This is a genomic window from Marinomonas sp. FW-1, assembly GCF_005222245.1.
In the GTDB taxonomy this organism is placed as follows: domain Bacteria; phylum Pseudomonadota; class Gammaproteobacteria; order Pseudomonadales; family Marinomonadaceae; genus Marinomonas; species Marinomonas alcarazii.
The window spans coordinates 2,628,016-2,641,605 of record NZ_CP025987.1 but is presented as its reverse complement, the minus strand read 5'-3'; the positions used below and the strand labels follow the sequence as shown (position 1 = coordinate 2,641,605).

The window sequence follows — 13,590 nt, the reverse complement described above, 5'->3', positions numbered from 1 at the left end:
CATAGGCTAGAGGAGAATTTCCATGAAACTGAATCCAAATGATGTCGTCATTATCGACGCTGTTCGCTCACCAATGGGTAAAACGAAAAACGGTGTCTTTCGTAATGTGCGAGCCGAAAATTTATCAGCAGCATTGGTAAAAGAGTTGTTTAAGCGTAATCCGAATGTGGATCAAAAAGACGTAGAAGACTTGATCTGGGGGTGTGTAAACCAAACACTAGAGCAAGGCTTTAACATGGCCCGTGCTGTGTCTTTGTTGGCTGGTTTACCAATAACCACGGCGGCACAAACCGTTAACCGTCTATGTGGTTCGTCTATGTCTGCGATCCATACGGCAGCTCAGGCTATTATGACAGGCCAAGGAGATGTGTTTGTTGTTGGTGGTGTCGAGCACATGGGACACGTCAATATGATGCACGGCGTAGATGTTAACCCTGCATTGTCTAAACATATGGCGAAAGCCTCCATGATGATGGGGGTGACAGCGGAAATGCTAGGCAAAATGCATGGCGTGAGCCGAGAAGACCAAGATGCCTTTGCCGTGCGTTCACATCGTCTTGCTCATGAAGCGACTTTGCAAGGTCGTTTTAATAATGAAATCGTATCAATTGAAGGGCACGATGCGGATGGCAATAAGATCCTAGTGGAAGTGGATGAAGTCATTCGCCCTGAAACCTCTATGGAATCTTTGGCAGGGTTGAAGCCTGTTTTCATGCCAAAAGTTGGTACAGTAACAGCGGGTACGTCTTCGGCTTTGTCGGATGGTGCATCGGCCATGTTGATGATGTCTGCGAAGAAAGCCGAAGAACTGGGTTTAACGCCAATCGCTAAAGTGCGTAGCATGGCGGTAGCGGGTTGTGATCCTGCGATTATGGGTTATGGACCGGTACCTGCAACTAAGAAAGCATTGAAGCGTGCAGGTTTGACGATCGATGATATTGAGGTCGTTGAGCTAAACGAGGCATTTGCAGCCCAGTCTATCCCTGTACTGAAAGATTTGGGTCTACTAGATCTTGTCGATGATAAAGTGAACTTGAATGGTGGTGCGATTGCTCTTGGTCATCCGCTTGGCTGTTCAGGTACACGTATCTCAACGACATTGCTAAATGTAATGCGTGATAAAGACGCGACGGTTGGCCTTGCTACCATGTGTATTGGTATGGGGCAGGGTATTGCGACTGTCTTTGAGCGCGTATAAATAGACGACTATTGTGCTTGTCTGTTTTGCCTCGTCTCGGCTTCATTCATGACGTCGAGGAAGGGCTTTAATTAGTCTGAAATGGTAATTTCTGTCTTTAGCCCCGCCATGTGCGGGGCTTTTTTTGCTCTGGTGTTTTGTACGATACTGGTTGATGATAAGTGCCAATAACCAAGCGGTTTCGTGTGACTGAACGAGGAATGTTTTGTGAAAGTAGCAATATTAGATGATTATCAAAATAGCGTTAAAGACTTGGCATGTTTTGATGTTTTAAAAGGCCATGATGTGCATGTTTTTAATGAAACCTTTCTTAGCGTCAGTGATTTGGTTGCCAATTTAAAAGATTTCGATGCGTTGGTTTTGATACGTGAACGTACGGTCATTTCTGAAGAGTTGCTGGCTAACTTGCCTAATTTGAAACTGATTAGTCAAACAGGGAAGATTAGCAATCACATTGATGTCAAGCTGTGCCACAAATACGGTGTGGCTGTGGCAGAAGGTATTGGTTCACCGGTTGCTCCGTCTGAGTTATGTTGGGGTTTGATTATGTCGGCAAGTCGACATATTCCCGAATATGTTTCTCAGTTTTCACAAGGTCATTGGCAGCAGTCTGGCTCCTTGGGATTGGGACGAGTATTAAACGGGTCTGTTCTGGGGATTTGGGGGTATGGCAAAATAGGTCAACGTATCGCGCAATACGCGAATGCCTTTGGAATGAAAGTGCTTGTATGGGGAAGTGAAAGCTCAAGATCCTTGGCTAAGGAGCATGGTTTCCTTGCTGCTGAATCGAAAGCGGCTTTCTTTCAAACGGCAGATATTATTACCTTGCATTTGCGACTCAATGAGGCAACTAAAGGCATTGTGACGCAGGCGGATTTGGCTTTGATGAAGTCTGACTCTTTGTTAGTAAATACCAGCCGAGCAGAACTAATTGAAAGCGGTGCCTTGTATGCAGAAATGCTGGCTAACCCGAGTAAACGAGCGGCTGTCGACGTATTTGAAAGTGAGCCTGCCACGTTAGAAAATGAACCTTTGTTGTCTTTACCAAATGTGCTTTGCACTCCGCATATTGGTTATGTTGAAAAAGCCAGTTACGAGCTTTACTTCAAGATTGCGTTTGAAAATGTTGTGGCTTTTGCCAATGTTAAAGCAGAAAATTTGGTCGCTACTTCATAAAGTTAAGTTCGATTAATGCTATTATCTAAGCTGTCATTAGCCTGTTCGGCAAATGTTTTTAATCAACTGAAGTCATGAGTCATCATGACTTCAATGGATATTTTAAATCACATAGGATGTTTCATATGAAAGCTCTTCCATCAGCGCTGCTGTTAGCCGTGCCAGCTGTACTTTTTTCTAACTTGCTCGTTGCTCAAGATGTTTCTGAAGAACCTGTATGCGATGTCAAAGATATAACGTCTTTTTCTTATATGGAAAATCTTCAGCCTAATGCGGATGTAGATGTTGGCGCAATCTATAAAGCAAAAACCGAGGAGTTAATTGCTTTTGGTAAAGACAATAATCTAGAAGGCTTTCAAGTCATCAGCCAAGATGCATCTGTAAGCCCTAACTGTTGCGGTAATTATGGCTCGCAAATAAACATGAATTATACTGTGAGCTACAAACCTAGCTACGACGCTTTTAACGCGTTCCGTAAATTTTCTGGGATGGGCTCTGTCTCGACTTATCGTGTCGGTATGGAAAACTGTCCAATAGAGAAATAGGTTTACCGTCTTGCTCTTTAAGGGGAATTAAAGAGCAAGAGGCGATTTAGTATCTTATCTACTCTCGCGCTAGACTTTAAAATTACCAACTTCACTGTTAAGGGTTTTATACAAATCTGTTATCTGTGTGGACTGTGTTTTTATTAGAGCAGAGACATCTTTAACACCATCTGTTTGTTCCTTTAGTTGGACAAGGCTTTGGTTAATGCCGTCTGATAATGCGGCCTGTTCAAGTGTCGCTTGCGCTGTTTTTGAAGCCATTTGTTGTACTTTTTCGAATGATGTATTCAGCGAGTCAAATATGCTGATTACTTGTTCAAAGTTTGATGCAGTGTGGTCTGCATTACTGCGGCTATTTTGAGTCGCAATAGAAGATTCTTTCACGTTCATTTTAAGTTGTTCGATAATAGTTTCTATTTCATCAGTGCTGTTTTGAGTACGTGTTGCTAGGGTTCGAACTTCATCGGCAACAACCGCAAATCCTCGACCTTGTTCGCCTGCTCGCGCTGCTTCAATGGCGGCGTTTAATGCAAGCAAGTTGGTTTGTTCAGCAATGTTTCTAATGACTTCAAGAACGGATGAAATATTTTCTGAGCTTTTTTCAAGCTGATCGGCTCGTTTTAAGGATTCCTCAATATCACTAATAAGGCTAGAGATGGCGGTATGGGAAGTATTTACAGCTTGAATTCCTTTTGCTGTTAATTGGCTAGACGTTGTGGCTTCTGTTTCTGTGTCTTTTGCTACTTCTGCCATTTGTTGGTTTGCTATATTCATTTCTTGCCCTGCGCTTATCATAGAGGTTGAGGCATTCACTAGCGCATGAGTAATGTTGTTGGTCGTGTCTGAGGCGTTTTTTAATTCGGTCGTCATGCTGCCAAGAGCGGATGATTGTTTATGAATGTTGCTAATGATTGAGCGAAGTTGTTCTACAAAGCCATCAAACTCTTTGGCTAAATCTCCGAGTTCATCTTTAGATGTAGAGTCGATTCGTTGTGTTAAATCACCGTCACCTTCCGCAATTTCGCGTATGCGTAGGGCCATATTTTCAACGTTTTTGGTTATTTTTAGAGGGATAAAGTAACCAAGTAGCAATGCAATGACAAAAGCAATAGCGGTAATTATCATGGCAATTCTTTGGTTATTGGAAATCGCTTTTGCGTTCTTAGCTTCTATTTCTCTAGAGTGCTTTCTTACAGCGTTTCCTGCGCTATCTAGTAGGCTACGAATTGCCTCGAATTTTGTGTCTGCATCAATAATCTCTTGAGGGAGTTTGTTAGAAATTTGAGCTTCAGGTGAATCTAAATGAACAAGACTTTCTTGAAACCATTCATCAAATAATACATCAAACTTGCTATAAGCTTGTGTTAATTGTGGTTCATCCACTAGATGTCCACGGTAGGCTCTAAATCTTTCTAAAGCCTGGCTCGCATTTATATTAAACTCATCTTTATTTTCTTTACTATTTCCAACATGGTTGACGATTTTTTGTTGGGCTAAGCGTGCTTGATACAAGTCTCTGTCTGCATTTAATACTTCTGTTATCGCTTCTACATAAGTATTAAGTTCTTCGGCTGAGTCAATTTCATCTTTCGAATCTTGAATGTGCTCTCTTAATCGTTCGCCTGCTTCATCAAGCATATTACGAATAACGGCGAATTTTTTATCTAAACTCATCATCTTCTCTGAAAATTGCATGCTGCCTTTGGAGGTTGAAATGAGTTTTTCACTTGAATTTAGCCATTCATTGTAAAGTGTGTTGAATGACTCGAAAGGCGTGAGGAGGTCTTTTGGCTCATTTTCCAGATATTGTTTGTATAGTTGAAAGCGATCAAATACTTGTTGGGCGTTCTCTCTAAAATCTGCTTCGTCTGTTTCTTTTGGGCCTTCACCATCAAGCATTTTTTCCTGAGCTAATCTGGCTTGGTAAATATCTCTATCTGCGTTTAATACCTCTGAGATCGCCTCAAAATAATGCTCTGCTTGCTGCTTCATATTATTTTTTTGCATGCTACTCATTAGCATCATAAAAACAAAAAGAGATATTAGAATAATGGAAAGAAAGACGATGGGGAGCATCATCTTGATTCGAATAGAGTGGATGCGCATTTGTAATCCTTTATCAATCCTTAAGATGATTGAAGTCTAGGAAAGGAAGTTGATTAGCGCAAAAAAATAATGGTTACTTTTTGAACTAAATGAACATATTTATTCATTATGGTTTTTTAGGCTGAAAAAAGTTTGAATGAAGTAAAATAGGTGGCTATGAAGGCCTTTGCCACCTATTTTCAATTTGATTGATTTTTTTAATTAATGACGCACTTTTACTCTGTAAGCCAAGGTTGAGTGATTACCTCAGACGGTTTGCGTTCCATAATAACATTGCCATGGCGCACAGAAAGTAATACCTCACCTTGACGGCGCAGTACACTGTAATCGTCATGTCCTTCCAGTAAAATAAAGTTTGCGGCATTACCCACTTCAATACCATAACCTTGTAAGCACATGGTTTTGGCGCTGTTGTCTGTGATCATGTCCAGAGCGCGGGCGTAGTCTTGGTAACCCATCATTTGGCAGATGTGCATGGCGTAATCTAAGGTTCTAAGCAGCTTGCCATTACCCAGTGAATACCAAGGGTCGAAGATCGAGTCTTGCCCTAGACAGACGTTAATGTCGGCTTCACGTAATTCTTTGACTCTCGTTACGCCTCGGCGTTTCGGGTAGGTATCAAAACGCCCCTGCAAGTGAATGCTTTCGGTTGGGCAAGAGATAAAGTTAATGCCGGAGTTCTTCAATAATCTAAAAAGCTTCGAACAGTAGGCGTTGTCGTAAGAGTGCATGGCTGTTGTATGGCTTGCTGTGACTTTTGATCCCATATCATGGAATAGGGCCTCAAAAGCCAAGAACTCTAAGAAGCGAGAATTTGGATCATCGATTTCATCACAATGCACATCAACCAAGCGGTCGTATTTTTTCGCCAGCTCAATGATGATTTTGACGGACTTCTCTCCCAATTCACGAGTGTATTCAAAATGAGGAATACCACCGACCACATCGGCGCCAATCTCTAACGCTTCTTCCATTAGCTTTAGACCATTTGGGTACGACAGCATGCCATCTTGGGGAAAGGCAACCACTTGCAAATCGATTTTGTCTTTTAGCTCATCACGAATCTCACAAAGAGTACGAACGCCTATCAAGGTCGGGTCGGTCGTATCTGCATGAGTTCGAATCGCCTGCACCCCGTTTTGCACCAGAAGCTCAATAGTTGATAACGCTCGGCGACGTATATCGGCTTTGTTTAGCATTGGCTTACGTTGGCTCCAGCGTTCAATACCTTCGAATAAAGTACCGCTTTGATTCCATTCTGGTTCACCTGCTGTTAATGCTGCATCCAGATGAATATGTGGCTCAACAAAAGGCGCACAGACTAGATTTCCACTAGCGTCGATGGTATCTCCTGATGCTACTAATGTGTCCTGTTGAGTTTCAATTTTACTGAACTGGCCCTGATCAATATGAATAGAAAAGAGTTCTGGACGCTGGCGTAAGCGGGCATTAATGATGTGCATAAAAGGCCTCAGTGATTACTTAGTGCAAAGAAGATAAGTTGTAATATTACCCATTTAAGCTGTTATTGTTATGGGTAAATTGTATTCCTCAGCTATAAATTAGGCTGCAGATGATGGTCTAGACTATTATCTCCTTAGTTTTTATTTATTAGTTACTTACTATTTTTAAGTTTATAACTATAGTCAATCAAGCGTTATTGAAAAATAAAATGTTCTAAGCAGCAAGCAGGAGAGAGCGTTATGTCTAATGAAGGTAAGTGTCCTTTTAATCATGGTGCCGCAGGCGCAAATCAGTCATCCGGCCGTGGTACATCCAATAAAGACTGGTGGCCGAATCAGCTAAATTTGAATATTTTGCATCAGCATTCCCCGAAATCTAACCCAATGGGCGAAGATTTCGATTATGCCAAAGAATTTAATAGTTTAGACCTTGAAGCCTTGCGCCAAGATTTGTATGCCCTGATGACAGACTCCCAAGACTGGTGGCCTGCAGATTACGGACATTATGGTCCATTTTTCATTCGTATGGCTTGGCACAGCGCGGGTACATATCGTACTGCAGATGGCCGTGGCGGAGCGACGTCAGGCACTCAACGTTTTGCCCCCTTAAATAGCTGGCCAGATAACGTTAACTTAGATAAAGCACGCCGCTTACTTTGGCCTATTAAACAGAAATACGGCCGTAAGATTTCTTGGGCAGATTTGATGATATTAGCAGGTAACTGTGCTTTAGAATCCATGGGTTTTAAAACCTTCGGTTTTGCTGGTGGTCGCGTTGACGTATGGCAACCAGAAGAAGACATTTACTGGGGAACAGAAAAAACTTGGTTGGATGACGAGCGTTATACTGGCGACCGAGAGCTAGAAAATCCATTGGCTGCCGTACAAATGGGTCTAATTTATGTTAACCCAGAAGGTCCAGATGGTAAGCCTGATACATTAGCTTCAGCTCGTGATATTCGTGACACTTTTGGTCGTATGGCGATGAACGATGAAGAAACAGTTGCTTTGATCGCTGGTGGTCATACTTTTGGTAAAGCACACGGTGCAGGTGATGCCGCTCAAGTGGGTGCTGACCCAGAAGCTGCAGGTATCGCGGAGCAAGGTTTTGGTTGGAATAATTCTATGGGTACAGGTAAAGGTGCCGATACGATTTCAAGTGGTCTTGAAGGGGCTTGGACGAAGAGCCCAATTGCTTGGGACAACGGTTACTTTGAAAACTTGTTTGAATACGATTGGGAATTAACTAAGAGCCCTGCTGGCGCTTGGCAGTGGACACCAAAAGACGGTGCGGCAGCGAACTCTGTTCCAGATGCTCATGATTCCTCTAAACGCCATGCGCCCGTGATGTTTACATCGGATTTGGCATTACGTGATGATCCAATTTACGCGCCAATTTCGAAACGCTTTTATGAGAACCCTGATCAGCTAGCTGATGCCTTTGCACGAGCTTGGTACAAATTGACTCATCGTGATATGGGGCCTGTGTCTCGTTACCTTGGGCCTTTAGTACCACAAGAAGAGTTAGTCTGGCAGGATCCGATTCCGGCGGTGACTTACGAAAGTGTTAACGATCAGGATATTGCTGATCTGAAAGCAAAAATCCAAGCATCAGGCTTGAGCGTTGCTCAATTGGTATCAACGGCTTGGGCGTCTGCATCGACTTACCGTGGTTCAGATATGCGTGGCGGTGCCAATGGTGCTCGTATTCGTTTAGCACCGCAAAAAGATTGGGCTGTAAACCAGCCGGAAGAGCTTGCTAAAGTCTTGTCTGTATTAGAAGGAATTCAAGCACAGTTCAATAGCCAAAATTCAACTAAACAAGTGTCTATTGCTGATTTAATTGTTTTAGGTGGTTCGGTTGGGGTTGAGCAAGCGGCAAAAGCAGCGGGTCATAATGTGACTGTACCATTTACAGCAGGCCGAGCAGATGCGTCTCAAGAACAAACTGATGTGGATTCTTTTGCTTTCCTTGAGCCTGTTGCGGATGGTTTCCGTAATTACTTGAAAGGCAAGTACACGGTATCTGCCGAAGAAATGCTGGTAGATAGAGCGCAATTGTTAACGCTTTCAGCGCCAGAGATGACAGTTCTGTTAGGTGGTCTACGTGTCTTGAATGCCAATACTGGTCAATCCCAGCATGGTGTGTTGACGAAGCAACCAGAAGTTCTAAGCAATGATTTCTTTGTGAATTTGTTGGATATGGGAACCAAATGGTTTGCTACTTCTGAAGAAGAGCAAGAGTTCCAAGGCCGTGACCGTACAACTGGTAAGATACTATGGACTGCAACACGTGCGGATCTTGTGTTTGGTTCTAACTCTCAGCTTCGTGCTATTGCCGAGGTGTATGCTTGCTCTGATTCACAAGAACGTTTTGTGAAAGACTTTATTGCAGCATGGACCAAAGTAATGGAGTTGGATCGTTTCGATCTAGCTTAATCTCTTAGTTTCATTTATTGGTGTTACCAACACCCACCCCCGCTTCTTGACAACAGGATTGCGGGGTTTTTTTATTGCAAAGAGACTTGTCTGTTATTGAGCTTAAGCAAAATACATAAAGTAATCACTTTTTTGTCATTCAATTCTAGTACTCTGATTATTTTCGAGAGACGTTTTTATGAAGTTTGAAGGCTTAAAAGCAATTGCGGTGGTCGATGGCGTAAAAGGTCTGCTGGCTCTATGTTTAGCGCTAAGTGTCAATGTTATCGCTAAGCAGGACCTTCATCATCTTGCGGCCCAGCTAATGCAAAACTGGCCCATATCACCAAACAATTACTATGTGAATTTATCCTTAAACTTTATCGAAAAATTGACTCAGCAAGATCAAGTGTTAGTGATCACCGTAGCCCTTATGTATTCCTGTTTTCGTTTTGTTATTGCCTATGGGTTATGGCATAAGCTGAGATGGACGGAATGGTTCGCTTTCGTTAGCGGCTCACTCTATCTGCCTTTTGAATTACATGCTATCTACCAAAACCCTAGCCATGTTAACTTTGCGATATTGTTGTTTAATTTAATCGTTGTGGCTTACTTGTATTGGGTCCTAAAGCGAGGTGAGAAGGCATTATCGATCATGACTAAATAGAAGGTCTTTGAATGTTATGAATATTCGCCCATATGAAGAACAAGACAGAAAAGTAGTGATTGCTCTATGGAATCAATGTGGTTTAGTGGCTCCTCAGAACGATCCTAATAAAGATATTGATCGCAAGTTGAAGGTAGATGCCGATTTGTTTCTCGTAGGTGTCGTCGGCAATGAAGTGGTTGCTACAGTAATGGGAGGTTATGAAGGTCATCGTGGCTGGATTAATTATTTGGCCGTTAGTCCAGATCATCAAAGAAAAGGCTATGGACAAACCATTATGAAAGCAGTTGAAGGGTTAATCTTAGCCAAAGGTTGTCCTAAAATTAATTTGCAAGTGCGTAATACGAATCAAACCGTCATCGCATTTTACAACGCGATTGGTTACGGCAATGACCAAGTTGTCAGCTTAGGAAAGCGCTTCGAAAACGACAATTAATGTTGCCACTCAATTGGTTTGGTGTCTCCCATTTTGCCATCGCTGTTTAGTCTATACGCCAAAGCGACGAGTAAGGTTTGCGCCAATGTCATAGAGGAAGTGAGGGAACGAAATCCCAATACTTCTGCTTCTTTTACATCAAAACAAACGTCTGAAAGGGCGGCTAATGGACTGATTTTGCTGTCAGTAATGGCGATCACTTGAGCGCCAGCTTTAAAAGCGTATTCGCTGACATTAACGGTTTCTTTGGCGTAAGGGCTAAATGCCGTCGCAATGATTACGTCGTTTTCTCGAATATTGCTAGCTTGCTCAATGAGCATTCCGCCACCGCCATCAATAAGGTGGGTCGTTTTATTTAAGTGTCTTAAGCTGTAAGCAAAGTAGCTTGAAATTGGGAATGCACGGCGTAAACCTATGAGATAAATATTTTGAGCGTTTTCAAGTAGGTCGACCGCTTTATTGAGCATTTCTTGTGAGAAGTGGTGGTTCATGTGGTTCATGGAAAACGCATTGCTGCTGCTGAACTCTTCTAGAATGTGAGAAGCATCAATCGTGGTGCTGACAGTGCTTTTGCTCAATTTAACTCGCTCACTATAGCTGGATGTTTGTTCAACGAGAGCTTGTCTAAAAAGGTTTTGCATCTCACTAAAGCCATTGTATTCAAAAGCCGCTGCAAAACGAACGAGGGTCGAAGGAGGCACATCACATTGTTCTGCGAGACTTGCCACCGTTTCTAAAGCGACAGTATTGGGGTGCTCTAGTAAAAAGCGTGCTACTTGTTGTAAGCGTTTGCTTAAATCATCGTAGTTCCGACTAATGGCTTGCTGTAATTGGTCAAGAGAAGTTGGTGCGCCCAAACAGTGGCTCCTAAAATTGTGATCTAACTATGTATTCAATGATTCGCATTATAGCGATTTTTTATGATAAATACTTGCCGAGAGGCGATGCTGAGGTCGTTCACGACCCCAGCTTTTGTCAATAAATTATATTAACGGAATTCCCCAGCATATTTTTCAACGAGTTCTATGTTGTCTTTGGTAATGAAGCCAGGACCTGAGTTTACATCGTTACTCGGAATCAAACCGTAACGAGTGTAAAGCGTTAAGAAGCTGATAGGTAAGTAACCTTGTAAGTACGGCTGTTGGTCAATAGCAAAGTTAATTTTACCATCTTTGATCGCTGCCGAAATTTGCCCGCTTAAATCAAACGTTCCGAAGTAAATGTTTTTGATATTGCGATTTTTTTCTAGTGCTCGCAATGTCGGGTGAGCTGATGTTGGCCCTAAGGTAAGGATTGCTTCGGTATTTGGGTTCTTACGGAGGTAAGCTGATACTTTGGTTTCCACGTTGGTTGGATCGGATCCAGCGTCAATCATCTGGTTACCAAGCTCAACGCCTAAGCCTTTAGCAAAGCCCATGCAGCGCTCAACAGACGCAGGGTTGGTAATGTAGTGGTTAACACATAAGAAGGATTTCACTCCTTGCTTTTTCGCGCGTTGGCCTGCCCCGAATCCAGCGGCAAACTCAGGTTGCCCTACATGGAGCAACGCGCCTAATGCCTTAGATTGTTCCAGTGTACCGGAGTTCATGGTAATGAAAGGAATGCCTTTTTTAGAGGCCTTTTCTAGAGGTCCTTCCAAGGTATCGAAATCTGCAATAGAAAGCACAATACCATCAGGGTTAGTCGCAACGGCTTGTTCGACGATTCTTGCCATATCGGCTAAATCGCCGGTTGGCGGGTTACGGTATTCAACGGTGACATTCATGTCGGAAGCGGCTTGCTTCACTGCATTCTTGATCACGTTCCACCAAGAATCAGAATCAGGTGCATGGGAAATGAACACATAACGTTCACCTTCAGCGTGAGCCGCTGTGGGCATGGACATAACGCCTAGAGTCGCAGCGCCAGCGACGAGTATGGCTGTACCTTTCTTCAGGAATTTCTTCATTACGACTATCTCCGTTTCGTTTAATTATTTTTGTTATTACTTATTTTTGGATTTAGCAAATTCTAACTCTGATCTATTTTTGAGCAGAATTGGAATGATTTTAGAATGAATGTTTCATAATTGCAATATTTCGAAATTTTTTATTCTACAATGAATGTTTTTAGATAGTTAATTGTTTTTTATGGTTTTATTTTCATTTTATAAAGACTTTCTGATGTTTTTTGGGCAATTTATTTTGTATTTAATGTAAATTTTTATTTTGTCTATTGAATAGAATGAAATAAATATTCTATTATGGTTCCATTGTTGAAATGAAAAGACATTAAGCTCTATCGTGTTACTGAGTACGCTACTAAAGAGCAATTTGTACGAGAAGTAAGAGACGTAACGAGTTGTTAGGCAAGTAAGCTGCTCGCTAAACATGTTTAGAAATCACAAAAAAATAACTATAAAAAGTAAGGTGTGACGCTATGACTGATCAAACTCAATCGGTTGATTTATCTAAAATGGCAGAAGATAAATCAAGAGAAGAAAAATCAGCTGGAGATGAACGAGTTCGCAAGGTTCCCACGTGGAAGCGGTTGTTGCATCGGCCTGAATTTGGGGCGATTTCTGGTGCAATATTGGTATTTGTTTTCTTTTTCGTCACCGACGGAGACTCCGGTATGTTTGCCTCAGATGGCATTATGAATTGGACAACAGTTTCTGCGCAATTAGGCCTGATAGCTATTAGCGCTTGTTTATTAATGATTGCGGGTGAGTTTGATTTGTCGATTGGTTCGATGATTGGTTTTGCTGGCATGATGATGACGATTCCGGCTGTTTATTGGGGGTGGCCAATCTGGGGAGCGATTCTTTTTGCTTTTGCTGGTGCCATGCTAATTGGTTTTCTGAATGGCTACATAGTTGTTAAGACTGGTTTGCCTTCTTTTATTGTGAGTCTTGCATTCCTTTTCATGTTGCGTGGTTTGACCATCGCGCTTTCTATTCTATTCACTAATCGCACCATCGTGGGCGGTATCGACAAATACGCCGATGGAGATTGGCTCGCCGCGGTGTTTGGCGGTGTCATTGGTAAAAGCCTGTTTGCCTGGTTCGCCAATATTGGCTTGATTAGTTCTTACGATGATGGCACTCCAGTGGTTGAAGGTATTCCAATGGTGATTGTCTGGTGTGTATTCCTAGCCGTCGTTGCAAGTTGGGTTCTATTGCGTACGAAATACGGTAACTGGATTTTTGCGACGGGTGGCGATGACAAAGCGGCGCGAAACGTTGGCGTGCCAGTTGATAAGGTCAAAATCTCTTTGTTCATGTTTACGGCATTCACCGCAACGGTTTACGCGGCTTGTCAGGTGTTTGAATTTGGTTCCGCATCCGCTGACCGCGGTGTTTTAAAAGAGTTCGAAGCCATTATTGCTGTGGTCATCGGTGGTGCGTTACTGACCGGTGGTTATGGTTCAGTCATTGGTGCGTGTTTTGGCGCCTTGATCTTTGGTGTCGTACAAATGGGCATCTTCTTCACCGGTATCGATTCAGATTGGTTCCGCGTGTTTTTGGGAGCCATGTTGTTAATCGCGGTTTTGTTCAATAACTACATTCGTAAAAAGGTAACAGAGGCCCGACATTAGCGGCG

General features: G+C 42.6%; 11 protein-coding genes. 7 read left to right on the top strand and 4 right to left on the bottom strand.

What is annotated here, in order from left to right:
* Positions 1-22: 22 nt before the first annotated feature.
* The 3 genes from fadA (at position 23) to C1X04_RS12245 (ending at position 2,919) form a co-directional block, all read left to right on the top strand.
* The gene (fadA, locus tag C1X04_RS12255; RefSeq protein WP_110573709.1) at positions 23-1,198 is read left to right on the top strand and encodes an acetyl-CoA C-acyltransferase FadA; all 1,176 of its coding nucleotides are present in this window, start codon (positions 23-25) and stop codon (positions 1,196-1,198) included.
* Positions 1,199-1,405: 207 nt separating this feature from the next.
* On the top strand, positions 1,406-2,374 hold the full coding sequence (locus tag C1X04_RS12250; RefSeq protein ID WP_137170079.1) for a D-2-hydroxyacid dehydrogenase family protein: 969 nt from the start codon (positions 1,406-1,408) through the stop codon (positions 2,372-2,374).
* 125 nt (positions 2,375-2,499) lie between these two features.
* Positions 2,500-2,919 (top strand): hypothetical protein, encoded by a 420-nt coding sequence (locus C1X04_RS12245; protein ID WP_137170078.1) that lies wholly within the window; start codon positions 2,500-2,502, stop codon positions 2,917-2,919.
* Between the two features lie 69 nt (positions 2,920-2,988).
* On the opposite strand, the gene C1X04_RS12240 is transcribed toward C1X04_RS12245, so the two are convergent.
* Complete coding sequence (locus C1X04_RS12240; protein ID WP_254682258.1) at positions 2,989-4,926, bottom strand: methyl-accepting chemotaxis protein; 1,938 nt, start codon at positions 4,924-4,926, stop codon at positions 2,989-2,991.
* A 314-nt stretch (positions 4,927-5,240) separates the two neighbouring features.
* Complete coding sequence (codA, locus tag C1X04_RS12235) at positions 5,241-6,488, bottom strand: cytosine deaminase (protein WP_137170076.1); 1,248 nt, start codon at positions 6,486-6,488, stop codon at positions 5,241-5,243.
* 240 nt (positions 6,489-6,728) lie between these two features.
* Between codA and katG the strand changes: the two genes are divergently transcribed.
* The 3 genes from katG (at position 6,729) to C1X04_RS12220 (ending at position 10,009) form a co-directional block, all read left to right on the top strand.
* Positions 6,729-8,927, top strand: a complete 2,199-nt coding sequence (katG, locus tag C1X04_RS12230) for a catalase/peroxidase HPI (RefSeq protein WP_137170075.1) — start codon at positions 6,729-6,731, stop codon at positions 8,925-8,927.
* Positions 8,928-9,105: 178 nt separating this feature from the next.
* Positions 9,106-9,573, top strand: a complete 468-nt coding sequence (locus tag C1X04_RS12225) for a DUF2127 domain-containing protein (protein WP_137170074.1) — start codon at positions 9,106-9,108, stop codon at positions 9,571-9,573.
* A 16-nt stretch (positions 9,574-9,589) separates the two neighbouring features.
* Positions 9,590-10,009, top strand: a complete 420-nt coding sequence (locus C1X04_RS12220; protein ID WP_110573694.1) for a GNAT family acetyltransferase — start codon at positions 9,590-9,592, stop codon at positions 10,007-10,009.
* Here C1X04_RS12220 and C1X04_RS12215 read toward each other — a convergent pair.
* Positions 10,006-10,866: a MurR/RpiR family transcriptional regulator gene (locus C1X04_RS12215; RefSeq protein ID WP_110573692.1), complete on the bottom strand. Its 861-nt coding sequence runs from the start codon at positions 10,864-10,866 to the stop codon at positions 10,006-10,008. The genes C1X04_RS12220 and C1X04_RS12215 overlap by 4 nt on opposite strands.
* A 131-nt stretch (positions 10,867-10,997) precedes the next feature.
* Entirely contained in the window at positions 10,998-11,957 is a 960-nt protein-coding gene (locus tag C1X04_RS12210) for a sugar ABC transporter substrate-binding protein (protein ID WP_175404941.1), read from the bottom strand.
* A gap of 470 nt (positions 11,958-12,427) precedes the next feature.
* Between C1X04_RS12210 and C1X04_RS12205 the strand changes: the two genes are divergently transcribed.
* Entirely contained in the window at positions 12,428-13,585 is a 1,158-nt protein-coding gene (locus tag C1X04_RS12205) for an ABC transporter permease (protein ID WP_254682257.1), read from the top strand.
* Positions 13,586-13,590 lie beyond the last annotated feature (5 nt).